This window comes from Microscilla marina ATCC 23134 (genome assembly GCF_000169175.1).
Taxonomy (GTDB): domain Bacteria; phylum Bacteroidota; class Bacteroidia; order Cytophagales; family Microscillaceae; genus Microscilla; species Microscilla marina.
This window is the reverse complement of the sequence record NZ_AAWS01000069.1, coordinates 1-17,214: the sequence shown is the minus strand read 5'-3', so window position 1 is coordinate 17,214 and position 17,214 is coordinate 1. Positions and strand designations below refer to the sequence as shown.

Sequence of the window (17,214 nt, the reverse complement as noted above, 5' to 3'; positions counted from 1 at the left end):
ATGAGCATGGTTCTCCTACTATGCTTTACTACTTACTTTTTATCTGCACAAAATATAAGCACTGTTGCCGGAGGAGGCACAGGCGCCACTGCCATTGCCAACAATATAAGCGCAATGTCTGCCAACTTAGGCCAAGTACACGGGCTACTATCAGACAATGCTGGAAACTTATATATAGCTTCAACCAACAAACACTATATATTAAAAGTAAATGCCTCGGACGGGAAGATACTGATTCTGGCAGGTGATGGTACCCAAAACTCTACCGGCGATGGAGGGCTTGCTACCAGTGCTAAGGTAGCCTCACCCAGAGGAATATTTCTCGATAAAAACGGGAACCTTTACTTTGCCGAAGGAGGGGCTTCCAAAAAAATACGGAAAATAAATGCTTCGGATGGAAAAATATCTACAGTAGCAGGGGGGGGTGCCAACAACCCTGGTGACGGGGGTGCCGCTACTGACGCGAAACTGAATGATCCTTTTTTTGTATATGTAGACAACGACAACGGAGATATTTATTTTACTGAGTATGCCGGAAACAAAGTTCGCAAAGTAAATGGCTCCGATGGTAAAATATCTACCATTGCTGGAGATGGTACTAATTCTACTACTGGAGACGGGGGACTGGCAACAGCTGCTACTGTAAACAATCCCCTAGGAATATACCTGGATGCTGCCAAAAATATTTACTTTGCCGAATTTGCTGGTCATCGGATTAGAAAAATCAATGCTTCGGACGGAAATATCAACACCATTGTAGGCACCGGAACCGGATCTACTACTGGTAACGGAGCCGATGCAGGCAGTGCTACTATTAATGGGCCTACGGGTATTCATATAGATGTATCTGGAAACTTATACATTGCCGAATTTAGCGGCAATGTAGTTCGTAAAGTAAACGCCTCAGACAACAAAATTAATACTATAGCGGGGGGCGGTGCCAGCGACCCTGGCAATGGTGGATTGGCCACCAGTGCAGTGGTTAGCCTACCGTTTGGGCTTGTAATTGATGCTGCGGGCGACATGTATATACCAGAATTTACAAATGGCAAAATACGTAAAGTGGCTTACCCTGACTTAAACCTTAAAACTACCTCTAGCCTTGCCGTGGGAGCCACGCATGACTTTGGGTCTGCAACGGTGGGTAGCAACACTGGTGCAGTTACTTTTACCGCTGAAAACCTGGGTTCAGGCAATTTAACCCTTACCGGAAGCGCAGGAAGTTTTGCCACGTTGGGGGGAACCAATGCAGGCGATTTCTCTATAAGCCAAGCCAGCCTTACCAGTCCTATTGCCGAAAGTGGTAACAAAACTTTTACGGTTACTTTTACTCCGGTTGCGGCTGGAGCCCGTAGTGCTACACTCACGATCAATAGCGATGATCCCAACGAAAATCCTTATACAATTAAACTTACTGGAACCGCCACTGCCTGTAATGCAGTGGATGCTGGCAGTATAGGCAGTGCCCAAACCATTTGTAGTGGAGGTACACCTGCTTTGCTTACGTCTACTACTGCAGCATCGGGCGGAAATGGGAGTTTCACCTACCAGTGGCAATCTTCTGGCGATGGCACCAACTTTAGCAATGTATCGGGGGCTACCTCAGCTACTTACCAGCCACCTGCCCTCAGCCAAAATACTTATTACCGTCGTACAGCTACCTCAGGCGGAGGCTGTGGTTCGGCAAACTCTGCCAATGTTTTGCTTACAGTCAATGCTCCACAAGCTCCTACTGTAAGCATTACATCTGATGATGCAGATAACACCATCGCCCCTGGCACCAAGGTAACCTTTACCGCTGCCCCTACCAATGGAGGTACCTCTCCTACCTACCAATGGAAAGTAAATGGAACCGACGTAAGTGGGGCTACTGCTGCTACGTTTGAAAAAACAGACCTAAGCAACGGCGATAAGGTGAGCGTTATGATGACTACCTCGGCAAGCTGTGTTAGCAGCAATACGGCTACCTCTAACGAAATTTCGATGACGGTTAGTAGTGGAGGTGGAGGCCCCACGGCATTGCCCAACCAACCCAGCCAAGCCCAACTGAGTGTTTACCCCAACCCAAGCTCCGACAAAGTCATATTAAAGTTTACGGGAAAAGTAAGCCAAAGCCTAGAGGTTTATATTTTGGATGATTTAGGCAGATACTTAGCTACCCATACTGGTAAACTTAGTGCAGGAGTTTTTACAATACCTGTCCGTTATTTACCCAAAGGCATTTACTTGTTTAAGATTCGCCTTGGCAAAGAAACGATCCTGAAAAGAGTCACTAAAAAGTAGTGAAAAGCCTTGACAGGGCGCTAGGGACTAGCCTCTAAGGGCTAGGTACACCTTGTTCTCTGGGTAACTAAACTTTTCATATCACGTTGATTTTTAGCGACTTATAAAAACCATAGTTAAAAACAGCGTTCTACCTAATATTTGTTTGGGCAGCCACCCACAATGAATATTTCAATTAATCCTTATAAATTAAATAATCCTATGTCGACAAATAACAACTTAACTCCACCTTGTTTGGCTTTACCCGCCTCAGACCTTGCCTATAGAGTAACTGCCAGCGGCTTTGACAAACCCTCTGAAGACGATTGGGTAGCTAGTCAAATATACTCTTATGCGGGGGTTTACCAATATGGCTACGCCTACGATGACCAACCACAGGAGAAACCAAAAGACCGACTTGAGTCGGCTTGTCTGATTTACATCGATTATGGAGGCCACCTTACGCTTAGCTTTAGAGGAACTGCTGGCAACACCACCTGTGGAGTCATCAAAGATTGGTCTACTAACTTAGACTGTGATTTGGTAGCCATGAAAACTCCTCAGGGTGAACTGGAGGTACACCATGGTTTTAAAAAAGAATTGGATGTTATTTGGAAAGGAATCATGCATTGGGTGAGGCACTTTGACCCTGAAGCCAAAAGGAAAATAAACATTACTGGTCACAGCCAGGGAGGGGCATTGGCTTTTATTGCGGCAGTTAAACTAGCGCAGGAAAAAACAGACGAAGGCAAGCACTATAATAACATTCAGGGGGTCACCACGTTTGCTGCGCCCAAGCCAGGAGGCCTATCTTTTGCCAAATACTACAATGACCTAAAGCTCCAGAATGAGGTGACTCTAGGCAGTGTGACTGTGCGTTATGAAAATACAGCAGACTTGGTACCATTGCTTCCTCCCAATGTTAATATCAATTATGAAAATTATGAATGGATAAAAAAGATAATTTTTGGGCTGCTTGACAGTGAATATATACGAAATTTGGGAGGACCAGAGTGCAGAGATTATATTACTAAATTAGTCGCACATTTAGAAAAGATGCAAGTTAAAGATTTTCTCAGTGGTTTCTATCCAGTAGGCGATCACTTGTGTTTTATAAAATATAATGGGGATACAAAGATGCTCAACAGAGAGGAGAATGAAGAGTGTATAACTCTGGACTTTTCTAACTGGATGATGAATTTTTGCTATAAATTTGGCATATTTTCACACAGTGTAGAAGCTACACCAAACATAGACTGGGAAGAGATAATCAACAAAATTAAAGAATATGTTTACCCTAAAGTACACCAACTTCTAGAAGCCCACACGCTTCAACCAGGTAATGGCTATATGTTGGCAGCTTGCCCTAATGAAGCCTTTGCTAAAGGCAGTGACGGCAAAGAGTTTATGCACGCATCTAAATCGGAGTAGACTGGAATAAAAAACTTGATCGCAAGATTGATGTGTACTACCAAAGGCTCAGCAATGCCTATTGTTGAGCCCTTGTTTGGTTTTAATACTCACCCAAGCCGCTACTTCACTCAAAAACCTTTCGTTAGGCTTTCTCCCCACCAAAAAACACCTCCATAAAACCTTCTCAAAATAATATTCTGAACTGTACCCAAATAAGCTTTGGTTATACCATACTACGGCAATAACATAGATAAATAATTGCTAAAAAAGAAAGGAGACCATAAAAGTTAAATATACTGATAATTAAGCACATACAGCTCATTTATTAGAATAATACAATACTTCATGAGCTAGTGGCTAAAGAAGAAAAAAAATGACCAGAAAAACGCAAAAAAATCTACTCACCGAAGATTATTCGGGACTCATTTCCTACCTTTGTAACATCAAATGAGAATAAAATATATTTATAAAATATATACATTGTGTATATATGGGTGTGAATGGGGTAGGCTAAGTTTTAGCTCACCAATTTTTTTTGCCCGTATGCCAACCTTTGCTACTACTCACCCAACCTTCCCTTTGATAGCTAATCAGGAAAACCAAAAACTTCATTTTTTTTCAAAATCTTTCATCTGGTTTTTGTCAGATAAAAATAGCAGCTCAAAAAAGTGAATTCCAAATAATATTTCAAATCATCACCAAATAACATTTGGTTATACCGCATTACAAAATGATTATTCATCAAGCATTGCCTCAAAAGGGTATTTACAAAAAAACCTAAATATACTGATTTTTAAGCATATACACTTCTAGCATAAAAATAACACAATACTTTATTAGCTAGTAACTACAGCAAAAAAAAATGAGGCAAAAAAACGATAAAAACCTACAAACAGAAGAATATTCGGAGCACATGCCCTACCTTTGTGACAGCAAATGAAAATAGTAGTATATCGAAAGTGTATTTAAAAGTACTGACTCTGATTAAAATATTGACTTTGATCACAGCACTTTAAGCATACTCTTAAAAATATATACATTGTGTAATATAATTGGATAAATTGGTGAGTTAATTTTTAGCTCACCAATTTTTTTGCTTTCTGCCCAAATCAATCAACGCTTCGCCTTTTCTGCTTGACTAAACTCAGGTTTGAGCCTCTAACTCCAAACAATATTTTAATTTACCCCCAAATAACATTTGGTTATGCTATATGACAGTAATATCATAAATAAATAATTGCTAAAAACAGAGGAAAACCATAAAAGTTAAATATACTGATAATGAAGGACATACAATGCATTTATTAGAATCATACAATACTTCATGAGCTAGTGGCTAAAGAAGAAAAAAAATGGCAAGTAAAACGAAAAAAAACCTATTAACCGAAGATTATTCGGGACTCATTTCCTACCTTTGTAACATCAAATGAGAATAAAATATATTTATAAAAATATATACATTGTGTAATATAATTGGGTGAATTGGTGAGCTAAGTTTTAGCTCACCAATTTTTTTTGCCCGTATGTCAACTTTTGCTTCCCTTTTGAACCTTAAATAAAAAAACGCCAAGCCACAAATGCCGCCTGACGTTTACTACCTGATGTGTATATACTACTTACCTAAACCAACCAAACTTAAAAGTAACTGCACCTACTACCCCGTTGAGGTCAATTTTGCTACCCATATCGGTTTTTACAGCATTGTCATAAAAACCCACTTGGTAGCCACCCGTCAGGGCAATTCTGAAAAAATGGGTCATATTAAGCTCTATGCCCAGTTCAGGCAATAGGGTACCCACCCATTCAGACCTTACGCTGTGGTCGTCATTGTGGTAGTTGGTAAATACAAAATTGCTGTTGCTCTGGTACAAACGTAACGCCCCCAAGCCAGCTTTAAGGCTGGTGGTAATGTGTAGGGCACGGCTTGGGTTAAAAGAATAACCTGTCCAAATGCCTCCCTGCACTAATTTTAGTCGTAGGTTTTCATTGTTTACCATACGCTTTACATTGGGGGTAACTGTAGAAGAACCATAGCCACCTATAAAAAAATTACCGAGCAGCACCCCTCCGCCTCCGCCCATGTTGAGCGTACCTGCACCATCGAGCATGCTCATACTGATGGAAGGCCCACCAAATCCACTGATTTTAATCCCACTCTTTTTGCCAAACAAAGTAGTAGGTTGATTTTGCGCCTGAATGGTAACGATGATAAACAATACCATCCATAAACTTAGGGTGATCTTTTTCATTTTGATACGCTTTGATTGTTGTGTATTGCTGATAAACATGTTTAAAATAAGAGTCTCCATTGTACTAGCGGAAACAGCCCTAGTTGATAGGTAGTTTGAATATCGTTGGCGGTAGTGTTGTACGACCGAGTAAATACATTTTGTTGATTGGTTACATTCTGAATGTCTATAAACCACTCTTGGGTAATACGTTTGCCGTTCATTTTAAATCCTATCTTAAAATCAAACCTAAAATAATCATCCAGCTTTTGCTCGTATGCCTGGTCATACAATAGTACCTCGTCGTTTTGCTGACGTGAAGCTTCCAAATCTATTGGAATAAATCTTCGCCCTCCGGCATAAGTTACTTTCAGGTCAATGGCCAAGGTATTGCGTTTACCTACTCTCCACTCCTTCCCCAGCAGGCCGTTGGTCACAAAATTGCCGTTAAAAGCAGTATTACGCTCTATGCCATCATAGCCTTTGTATTTAGACTCAAAGAGCGACCCGGTAAACAAGAAGTAATAGCCCTTGCTGTAAAACTTCTCCAGGGTAAGCTCTACCCCGTAGTTTCGCCCGGTGCCCCCATTGGTCATATTGTCTAATGTAGGAATACCAAAACCTGCCCCAGCATTTGCCAGCGAAAAATGAGGATAGTCAGCGTCTACTGGCACATCAACCAGCTGTTGGTAATATCCTTCTACTTTCAGGCGTAAGTTAGGAGTCAAAGAATTGTCGTAGGCAAGCACCAAGTGACGGCTTTTGGTAAACTCAAGGTCTCGATTGGTACGAATACCCGTGCCATCTTCCTGGCGAAAATATACTTGCAAAGGTTGCAATTGACTGTGTAGTCCGGCGCCAATGCTGACGGATTGGGTAGGCGTAAAGCTATACTTAAGCCCCAACCTTGGCTCAATCGCATAGGTATTATTGAGCAAAAATTGTTGGTAGTGTACTCCTGCGTTTAGGGTAAATTGATCGTTGAAACGGTGCTGCCATTGTGCATACCCACGCAGCAAACCACTGCCTCCGTTAAAATCTCTGAGTCGGCGAAAGCGGCTGCCTCCATCTACCAAAAAACTATCTACCATTGTAAGCTGATACCAGTCCAGGATCACTCCTATGTTCACGTTATTACGTGCATTTAATTTCTTATTAATTTGTTCACGCAAGGTGTATTTTACCTGTCGGAAGTCACGGGTACCTCTATAAACAAGCGCCTCGACTACCTTGGTGTTGGGGTTGCGGTAAATAGAGTCAATGGTAGTACCCTCGGTAGAGCGTGAAACCGCCAGATTGAGTTGTGAATAAGTGTTTTTGTTGAAAAAATAAAGGTGAGTCAAGCCTACAACACCCATGCTGGTTTTTTGGCGAATGTCGTTGGCACTTTGGCTAAACAAATCGTTAGGGTCAAACTCAGTTTTGCTTGCCAGCAAATCAATATTACTAAAGCCTCCTACCCCAAACACCGAAAAACGCCCTGCATTTTTGGTAGGTACATCTACCTTAAATGACAAGTCCTGGTAATTGGGTATGGCAGTGCCTGTACCAAAACTGATGCCCAGCGCATCAAATACAGCAAGGGTAGAGTAACGATAATTGACCAGATAAGTAGTTTTTGATTTTTTTGAGAAAGGGCCTTCTGCTCCTAACTCTAACCCATTGAACCCCAACTGTGCCATATACTCTCGTTTGGCATTGTTTCCGGTGCGCATCTGTAGGTCAAACACTCCCGATATACCATTGCCATATTCGGCGGGAAATGCTCCAGTCAAAAAATCAGAGTTAGACAAAGTATTGTAATTGAGCATGCTCACCGGACCACCCGTAGTGCCCAACGCGCCAAAGTGACTGGGGTTGGGAATGTCTACGCCTTCTAAACGCCACAACAAACCAGTGGGTGAGTTGCCTCGGATAATGATGTCATTGCGGCTGTCGTTGGCACCACTTACTCCCGCAAAGTTTTGTGCCATACGTGAGGGGTCATTTCGACTACCTGCATAACGCGAGGTTTCTTCTATGGTAAATCCCCTGGCACTCAACAACGCCATTTCATTATTAGTGCGGGTTTTGTCTTTTTCGGCAGTAATTACAATTTCATCAGTGGATGTGATGGCCTCTTCTAAGGCCAGGTTAAGTATGGTTTGCTTGCCCGCATTTACCACTACATTGGGTCTGGTTTGCTCTTTGTAGCCTAAGTAAGACACTCGCACAATGTGTCTACCCAAAGGTACGTTTTCAATAATAAAATACCCATCAGCATCGGTAGCCGCTCCCAGCAAAGGTTTGGTGTCTAAAACAGCTACTGTAGCCCCCACCAGTGGAAACTTAGATTGTTTGTCGAGCACCCTTCCCCTAATGGTTTGGGTTTGTGCCCACACTGCTGTTTGTATGCACAACAAACTTGTAATAAGTAAAAGTAAGCGAGGTGTTTTCATCGTTTTCTATGGTTATTGTATGTAAGTAGTGACAAGTAATTAGCTACAAGCACACTCAAGTCATTCGTAATTAAACTCACTTGCCTTGAGTAAACACCACCATTTTCACGATTCAACACCCCACCAAAAGCAGGAAATTACTATTTTAGATGAATCACAGTGGTGGCGTTGCCTCCTTTGTAATAAAACCGGGCAGCCTCAAACGAGGGCGCGCTGAAGCGAGCGCGGGCATCGCGCGAAAACCCGTAATATTCGGTGGGTATCCCCACCAGGTTTTTATTCATTTTGCCGTCGCTGTTCTTATCGTGGTAAGTAGCGATAGCATAATAGCCGGGCTTTAGATTGCGGAAACGAATCACCACCTGTTTTCCGGTAACAGGGGCAATTTGGGTAGCCACAGCATTCTCAATCTCCAGAAATCCTTCGGCACGGTTATACACTGCCATATAGATTTTTCCTCTCACTGTTCGAATGTCTTTCACACTTACCGCAAGTTCACCACCAAGGCTACTCATTGTTCCCAAACTAAGCCATAGAGTTAGAAAGTAATGTATCATTTGTTTTTATAACTTTTAATTATGTTAAATAAAACCTATACCTATGCTTAAGGTATGCTCAAATTACTAACTAAATCTATTGATAGGCTATTTTGTTTATTTATTCAAAGGTAAGCAATGCACCATTACTAGTGTTATGCCTGAAGAAGAAGTGGAGAATAACAGGGATGAAATGAAAAAATAAAGGGATGAAATGAAAACGGGTGTTTAATTACAATTTTTTCAATTATGAACTGACCATAGAGGGCTCTATGTAAGCTAATTATGCAGCAACACTAAAAAAACGCTTGGCTTTTGGCTAATAAACTTATAACTACTTGTAAACTTATTAGTAGAACAGGGTAAGCCTAGTGGAGGTTATGCCAACATCCCGCTTGCGGGCACCTAAAACCCTGTCATTGCTATGAACCATTAACTACCTGAACTAAAATACCTACACCCCAAGCTCGTCTGCCAAGTCGGCATATTTATCCAAATAATCAGGGTTTGTGCGGTATTTAGACAAACCTACCGTGTCGAAGGCATCTAACCCTTTGGTGGGTACCACCCCCAACCACTCTAACGCCTTGTTGATGGTATCGAAATGAGGGGATACTAAAGCAGTGTTTTGATATACTTGGGCAAACTGATCGCCCACACCACCAAAGTAATCAGTAACTATCACCGCAAAGGTTACAAAACGGGAACAAACAATCATTTGTAACAGTTCTACCAAGGCAAATTCATTGGGATAAATCAGGTGATTTGTCCCTTTTGCAGAGTCAAGCACTTTGGTAGTTTCTAGTTTTTCCTGCCAATAGGCACTATAGTAATGATCAATAAAAAACAAATGTAAATCGAAACCCAACGGTATACCATACAAATCGAAGGTTTCGGCAAGGGCTTGGTCATAGTCTCCTTTAAGCACAATAGCAGTAATGCAGTGTCCCATGATGGCGAGGGTATTTATCACAATTTGTACAAAAAAAGCCTTGTTCAACAATTTTGAACAGGGCTTTTTTACTCTGGAGGTTCAATAGACTTACGTCGTTTTTGTTCAAAGTTGCGTTTCTTTGCCCGCAAAAACTGATTGTCGTAATGTCGTTGAAACGGCAAAAACATGTGCTTTTCTTTATACACTTCTGTTTGCTGCATTATATTAAATCCACAGGCAGAAAATATACGTTCAGCTTTATCAAACATAGGAAAAGCCGGGTATAGATTCATCCAGAGTATATTGCTGGTAATAGACCTAAAGGGCTTGGTTTGGCTAATGATGACAAAATAAGGTTGTACATTTTCTATTTGGCTTATTTCTATAGCATACGCACATAGTTGCTTTACTTCTTCTTGGGGTTCAGAGTGTACAATCAACCATATAGGCTTATCGCTAATGCTAAATATGGTGTTCACCAGTTCACGCTCTTTGCGGTTGAGTTCTGCTGGTGGGTAACTCAGGTCAAGGGTAACCAACTCTTGTGAATGTATTTGTAAAAAACGCTTGTGTTTGGGGTCTACGTTTTCGAGCAAATAAGTAGCTTTAAATGATGGAGGACGGTTAGTCTCAAGCCTTTCATAGTTTTGCCAGTTGAGCACCCGCCCAATATGATAAAAGTCAACCTTGATATAGTCGGGAAAGTTGTTCCACTCGCCCACAATACCGCAAGGAAAAGCGTCAATGTACACTTCTGATATTTGATGAAACTCTATTTGCTCACAAAGCCAGTTCTGATACGACCGTTGGTTATTGGCAAAGTGTGTAGGTATTTTCACAATTTCTACATTTTTGGGCAAACGCAGGCAATCGGTATGATCTGAAGCAGTAAATAACAGTATAGGTTCCTGATTGAGTTGAAGCGTATGTATCACTGCTAAGGTCCTGGTCAAATGACCCAGTCCACTACCATTGGCGTAATACAATTTCATATTTTTCTGAGTTTTAGTTCGTTATGTATAAATTTCAAATGTTTGTGTATAAATCGAGTCAAATATAAAAATTCGGGCAATGTAAGCATCAACCACTGCCACAAATTTACTTTTAAAGAACAGACTATTTTTTGCCTTTCAGCAACTCAGCCATGATAATCAATCGATGTTCGGCCGGAATTTCTTTGATCGCCAATACACCAAAAGCATAAGAATCGCTGTTGCTTACCATTTTAAAAGTTCCTTCCGAGGTTTTTACCTTTACGTTGTTACCATCAAAAGTTACCTTGCCTAATTCATCATTATGGCGTTTTATCTTATAAGTTCCTTCCTTCTTTTTCACCTCATAAGGGTGCTCATTTTCGGCATTGTCGCTAATCTTTATCTTGTTATCTTTTATTTTCACTTTCCATAGCAAAGTGCCATCAGGTTTGCGAAGTTTAAAACTAGTTTCCTTGTATTTTATTTCGGCAATTACATCGCCAGCGGGGTCATAATACTTGGTTTTGTCGTTTTTGCTCAACCTTCCGGTAATTGCTTTGTTTCCCAGACTAATAGCGGTTTCAGTTTCATTCCACGAACTGAGTACCCCAAAGGTTTTATCACCAAGCTTTATTTCTATAGGAGCAGGAGGAGGCGTATTGGTAGTGGTAGAATTGTGGGTAGTAGTAGAGGTGTTGGTGGTATAGTTCTTGCTTTTTTCCTTGCTTCCGCAAGACAACATTGCCAAAGCGAACATTATATAAACGCTGGCCAAGGTTATTTTTTTATAAAAAGGTAGTAAGTTTTGCTGCATTTTTGTCAAATTTTGGTAATTATATAAATAAATCACACTGGATTTGATCACACAAAACCCCTACCAACTTTATCAAAATGCTTGTCTAAAAACTAAGTATTTTTACCCTAAGTAAAATGGAAAAAATAAAGTAGTCCAAAAGAACAGTATCTATGGGTTAGGTTATTTTTGTAGTTTTACTAAGAAGCCGCCGCAGTAATATTCAACGCAATTTTTGCTGTATTACTCATGATTAAACTCTTACCTCCTACCCCAAAATCACGGCGATTGATTTTAAAAGAAGCTTTAAAAGTGGCCGTATTTCCATTTTTAGCGTAAGAAAAGGGCACTTTTATATTTTTGGTTACCCCTTTGATAAATACATCAAAGTAGGCTACATACTGCTCGCCTTCCTTTACTATTTTGGTCGATTTCATTTTAATTACCGGGTACTTAATCGCATGAAAAAAATCTTCTTTACGCAAATGACGGTCACGCCCCTTGATCCCAGTATTGATGGTAGCAGTTTGAATTATCCCAATCAGGCGACTGCCTGCCAAGTTGTCGGGGCTAAAAATTATTTTGCCCTTAAAGCCTTCAAAAGAACCTGATACATTAATTCCGGCGTTTCTTATTTTAAATTTAACATCTGCTTTGTTTATTTTCCACTTGGTTTGGGCGAAAACTCCAGTGGCTGCTACAGTGAGCATCACCAACAAAATTAGAATAGTTTTTTTCATAAATACTAAAAGGTAAAATAAGTGAGTTGAGTTTAAACTTTGCGGTGTAGGCAGTCAACCAGTGACTTGCTACTAATCGCGTATTGATTGTTGCTTGTCAGGTATAGCCTGTTGCTTGTCGCATAAAGCTTACCGTTCCTTTCACAAACTTTTTACAAAACGCTACAGAGGAATGGGTGGTTCAGTATCAATCGCTTTTAGGTTTTTATTAACAAAAGATGCCGTAGTTATTTGTGATGTCATTTGGAATTCTTTGGTTTTTGCTTAAAATATGTAATTTTACCAATTACATTACATTCACTAAATACAAAACTGATGTGTGGCATTACCGGGATTTATGCATTTAATGAATTAGGGCGTTTTTTTAGCATTAACCTACAGCAGGCTACCCTGCAGCTTAACCGACGCGGCCCTGATTTTCTCAATACTTCGTTACACGAACGAATCAACCTGGGACATACACGGCTATCAATCATAGACCCCAACCCTGCCGCAAATCAACCCATGACCGACCCTACCGAAAGGTATACTATAGTATTTAACGGGGAAATTTATAATTACCGTGAAATCCGGCAAAACCTTCAAAATCAAGGAGTTGAATTCAGCACTGAGTCTGACACTGAGGTAGTACTCCAAGCATACATCCACCAAGGAGTAAAATGTCTGCAAAGATTCAATGGTTTTTTTGCCTTTGCCATTTACGACGAACAAACCCAAAGAATGCTGTTTGCCCGTGACCGCCTGGGTATCAAGCCCTTGTTGATTTACCAGGATGAAGATAAATTGATTTTTGGTTCAGAAATGAAAGCCTTGATCCGCTTTGGTATCGAGAAAGAGATAGACTATGTAAGTCTTAAGCAATACTTGCAGCTCAACTACATCCCCCAGCCTTACACGATGCTCAAAAAAGTACGCAAACTACCTGCCGGGCACTACCTTATTGTTGAAGGGCGCAAAAACCAAACAGAGGAGGCTTTTTACCAAATTCCCTATCAGGGCAAAGCCAACAATGGGGCGAAAACCTATGAAGAAGCCCAAAGCGAATTTGCCCAAATTCTTGAACGCTCAGTGCAGCAAAGGCTCGTGTCTGATGTACCGCTGGGATCGTTTTTGAGTGGTGGCATAGACTCTTCTGTCATTGCTACCCTGGCTGCACGTCATACCGATCAACTGCATACTTTCTCTATTGGCTACAAAGACGAACCTTTCTTTGACGAAACCAATTACGCTCAGTTGGTGGCTAAAAAAATAGGCGCAAAACATACCGTTTTTTCCGTGTCAAACCAAGACATGCTCGACCATATCTATGAAATTTTGAACTACATAGATGAACCTTTTGCCGATTCGTCGGCGATTGCAGTATATATACTAAGCCAACGCACCAAGGCACATGTAACGGTAGCACTTTCGGGCGATGGAGCTGACGAGTTGTTTTCGGGCTACAACAAACACGCGGCCGAGTACCGCCTTAGACAAAATAGTTGGAAGGTGGGTTTAGTAAAATCATTATCGGGCGTTTGGAATGCCTTGCCAAAGTCGCGCAGCAGCAAAATAGGCAACAAAATACGTCAATTGGCAAGGTTTGCCGAAGGAGCCAAATTATCAGTAAAAGATCGCTACTGGAGTTGGGCTACTTTTGCTCAAGAAGGCGACGTAGATGATTTGTTTAATGAAAAAATTCGGGCAAAAGCCATCCAAGAGGTGTACGACGAACGCAAACAAGACCTTTTGCAGCACCTGCAGCACGAAGGAGTAGAAGATTTTAACGAACTATTGCTCACCGATATGCAATTGGTGTTACCCAGTGACATGCTCACCAAAGTAGACCTCATGTCTATGGCAAACGGGCTGGAGGTGCGGGTGCCTTTCTTAGACCATGAAGTGGTCAACTTTGGGTTTAGCCTTCCGGCAAAATATAAAATTGACGCCAATTATCGCAAAAAAATAGTGCAAGACACTTTTCGTGATGTGCTGCCCAAGGAGCTCTACCAACGTCCCAAAAAAGGTTTTGAAGTGCCTTTGCTCAAATGGCTACGCCACGACTTGCACGACATGGTGATGAAGGACTTGCTTTCGGATGAGTTTGTAGAAAAGCAAGCCATTTTTAAAGTAGAAGAAGTGCAAAAAATTAAGCAAAAGCTATTATCTAACAACCCTGAAGATACCCACGCCAGGGTTTGGGGTTTGCTGGTATTTCAACACTGGTGGAAAAAGTGGTTTGCTTAATAATGAAGTAAAGTTTAAGTTATTGGAGACATTACTTACAAATAGTTAAGGTAGCTACTCACTCAATAATGTTGTTTTTAAAAAGGGAATGGAGGGTTAGTAGCTAACTTAAAATAACCATAAAAAACAATTAATAATTCCCAAAAAAAAGCACAGTATTTACTGCTATAATTCATTGAAAATTAATTTACAAAATACTGATAATCAACGTATTAAATATTTAAATAAACCCTAAAAAACCCAACATAAACCAGCCAATAACGTATATATAAGAGAACACTAAATAGTTATATATATGGCAAAATTTAAGAGAAACCACACTGAGTCTTCACTAATTACTTCTACTGCTTATGACCCGTTTAGTCAAGTACTGGAAATAGTATTTTGCCGGGGAGGCATCTACGAGTATGCCAATGTGTCGGAACAAGAATTTAAGAATATGCAAAACGCCAAATCAGTAGGGCTTTACTTTAACGGCAACATCCGAAACAAAAAAAAGGAGCTTTACAGAAAAGTACGGGATTAGTTGATGTTTGAATTGATAATAAAACAAACACCTTTCTATTAGAGGGTGTTTGTTTTGGCTTTAGAGCTTGCCCAAAATTAAATCCAAAAAACAGAATAAAAATAAGCTTCACTTGAGCCATCCTTCAACGGTTTAGAATAGTATATTTGCATATCAAGTATCCAACTATGCTTAATACCACAAATTATTTTATTCAATAAGGAATGGATACAAATAACTTTTCTCTGATAAACCAGGACTGTAAATAGTCTGGAGTTGACTTATTTTTTTAGCATTCCTAAAAAAAAACTACCTTGCTCATGGCAAAACTTATAAAAATATTGGTTTGTCTTTTAATCACAATGGCAAACATTCAGGCACAAACGTTTCCCTTCAAACCATTTCATACCATAAAGGGTTACAAGGGTTTTATCCTTGATGCACGCCTTTCGGCTAAAAATACCTATCTGGCAGTAGCTACCAACCAAAACAGGGTAGAACTAAGGAATCAAAGTTTTGAAAAAATATGGAGCTATCAAAACAACCCGGCAAACTACGGGATGAACTTGTGCTTTGCCCCCAATGAAAAGCATTTAGTATTTAGTAAGTATCAGTCGTTTCGCGATGTTGGTGTGTTAGACATTACCCAAAAGAAGATAGTTCAAAAGCTAAAAACCGGTGGTGCTGCTATAGTGCAATACAGTCCTGATGGACAATTTTTGATCACCGCAGGCAGGGCCCGACAAAGCCGAACAGGTATAATTAAAGTCTGGCAGTGGAAGGGCAAGCAGTTTGAACTACAGCAATCTTTTCCTTACCAACACAAACGTTTTCAGAACTTTCGTTCTATTGCATTTAGCCCCAACGGGCAATACTTTGCCCTGTTAGGCACTATGGCAAATGTATTGGTTTATAAAAGGCGCAAAAAAAAGTTTTCGTTTTTCCAACTTATCCCCCAAAGATCCTGGACTCGCGGGATTGCTTTTCACCCCAACGGTAAATACCTGGCGTTTGGCACCCGTAACAAATTATATAGCCTTCGCCTTGACAAAAACAAGCAGTTTGCCTACAATGATAGTATAAGAGTGTATGGTGGAGAAATCAGAGATTTAAAGTTTACTCCTAAGGGCAAACATTTGTTGGCGTGTAATAAACAAATAAGGGTGTATGTCTGGAAAAGTGGCAAATTTGAGCACAACGAAGAAGAAGACACCTACGACTTGCATGGCAGTAATGTTTTTGCGCTTGATACAAACAAAGACTTGATTGTTTCGGGAGGCAAAGACAAACGCCTTATCATTGCTACTTCGGGCAAAGTGCCAGTGAAGTCAATAACTAAAAATAATACCCAAGGCAAAAAAGGAGACACTAAAAAAGTGACTAAAAACAAGTTAGATAGTGATGACCTGGATTTTGATGTAGCTACTTCGGGCAAAAACTATTTGTTGGTGGTGGGTATCAACAAATACCAATCATGGAAACCCCTCATAAATGCCACTACTGACGCTCGTAAAGTAGCAAAAATACTCCAGAAACGTTATGGCTTTACCAAAGAAAACACCATAGAGGTGTATGACGAACAAGCGACTAACAAAAATATTTTAAAGCAATTGTCAAGCTTGCGTGAAAAACTCACCGGACAAGACAATTTGTTGTTGTATTACTCTGGGCATGGCTACTATAACGCTGCCATCAAAGAAGGCTTTTGGATTCCATTTAATGCCCAAAAAGGTGAAGAAACCCAGTACCTCGCCAATTCTACCCTGCTTAAGTACATCAAGGCGATCAAAGCCAAGCATATATTTTTGGTGGCAGACGCTTGCTTTTCGGGGTCGTTGTTTACGCAGGGTAAACGTGGTTATATAGAAAATGTAGAAAAGTATCGCTCACGTTGGGGCTTTGCTTCGGGGCGTTTAGAGCTGGTGTCAGACGGCACCATAGGCGAGAGTAGTCCTTTTGCTACTTACTTTTTGAAGTACCTCAGCCAAAATCAAAAAAAACGATTTCCTATTAGCGAGTTAATTCAATATGTAAAAGTGGCAGTGTCGAACAATGCCAGTCAAACCCCCATTGGGCATCCCTTGAAAAACGTAGGGGACGAAGGCGGTGAGTTTGTGTTTTATTTAAAAAAATAAAGTATACATATTGTTTAAGTTTTCACTTAG

At 40.6% G+C, this 17,214-nt stretch carries 12 protein-coding genes; 5 read left to right on the top strand and 7 right to left on the bottom strand.

Going from position 1 to position 17,214, the window contains the following annotated elements; all coding sequences use genetic code 11:
- The gene (locus tag M23134_RS39390) at window positions 1-2,283 is read left to right on the top strand and encodes an NHL domain-containing protein (RefSeq protein WP_053337445.1); all 2,283 of its coding nucleotides are present in this window, start codon (window positions 1-3) and stop codon (window positions 2,281-2,283) included.
- A gap of 201 nt (window positions 2,284-2,484) precedes the next feature.
- Window positions 2,485-3,693, top strand: a complete 1,209-nt coding sequence (locus M23134_RS34140; RefSeq protein WP_157558791.1) for a lipase family protein — start codon at window positions 2,485-2,487, stop codon at window positions 3,691-3,693.
- 1,598 nt (window positions 3,694-5,291) lie between these two features.
- Here M23134_RS34140 and M23134_RS34135 read toward each other — a convergent pair.
- The 7 genes from M23134_RS34135 to M23134_RS34105 form a co-directional block, all read right to left on the bottom strand.
- Window positions 5,292-5,924, bottom strand: coding sequence for a hypothetical protein (locus M23134_RS34135; protein WP_157558790.1), 633 nt, complete (start codon window positions 5,922-5,924; stop codon window positions 5,292-5,294).
- Window positions 5,925-5,965: 41 nt separating this feature from the next.
- Complete coding sequence (locus M23134_RS34130) at window positions 5,966-8,341, bottom strand: TonB-dependent receptor (protein ID WP_002704781.1); 2,376 nt, start codon at window positions 8,339-8,341, stop codon at window positions 5,966-5,968.
- Window positions 8,342-8,481: 140 nt separating this feature from the next.
- Complete coding sequence (locus M23134_RS34125; RefSeq protein ID WP_045114901.1) at window positions 8,482-8,898, bottom strand: DUF2141 domain-containing protein; 417 nt, start codon at window positions 8,896-8,898, stop codon at window positions 8,482-8,484.
- A gap of 433 nt (window positions 8,899-9,331) precedes the next feature.
- Complete coding sequence (locus M23134_RS34120; protein ID WP_157558789.1) at window positions 9,332-9,850, bottom strand: hypothetical protein; 519 nt, start codon at window positions 9,848-9,850, stop codon at window positions 9,332-9,334.
- Between the two features lie 47 nt (window positions 9,851-9,897).
- Window positions 9,898-10,803: a hypothetical protein gene (locus tag M23134_RS34115; RefSeq protein WP_002704775.1), complete on the bottom strand. Its 906-nt coding sequence runs from the start codon at window positions 10,801-10,803 to the stop codon at window positions 9,898-9,900.
- Between the two features lie 124 nt (window positions 10,804-10,927).
- Window positions 10,928-11,599, bottom strand: coding sequence for a hypothetical protein (locus M23134_RS34110; protein WP_045114900.1), 672 nt, complete (start codon window positions 11,597-11,599; stop codon window positions 10,928-10,930).
- Window positions 11,600-11,778: 179 nt separating this feature from the next.
- Window positions 11,779-12,318: a YceI family protein gene (locus M23134_RS34105; RefSeq protein WP_002704771.1), complete on the bottom strand. Its 540-nt coding sequence runs from the start codon at window positions 12,316-12,318 to the stop codon at window positions 11,779-11,781.
- 315 nt (window positions 12,319-12,633) lie between these two features.
- Between M23134_RS34105 and asnB the strand changes: the two genes are divergently transcribed.
- From asnB to M23134_RS34090, 3 genes are all read left to right on the top strand, one after another.
- Window positions 12,634-14,544, top strand: a complete 1,911-nt coding sequence (gene asnB, locus M23134_RS34100) for an asparagine synthase (glutamine-hydrolyzing) (protein WP_002704768.1) — start codon at window positions 12,634-12,636, stop codon at window positions 14,542-14,544.
- A 295-nt stretch (window positions 14,545-14,839) separates the two neighbouring features.
- Entirely contained in the window at window positions 14,840-15,070 is a 231-nt protein-coding gene (locus M23134_RS34095; protein ID WP_002704766.1) for a KTSC domain-containing protein, read from the top strand.
- A gap of 299 nt (window positions 15,071-15,369) precedes the next feature.
- Window positions 15,370-17,184: a caspase family protein gene (locus tag M23134_RS34090; RefSeq protein ID WP_002704764.1), complete on the top strand. Its 1,815-nt coding sequence runs from the start codon at window positions 15,370-15,372 to the stop codon at window positions 17,182-17,184.
- Window positions 17,185-17,214 lie beyond the last annotated feature (30 nt).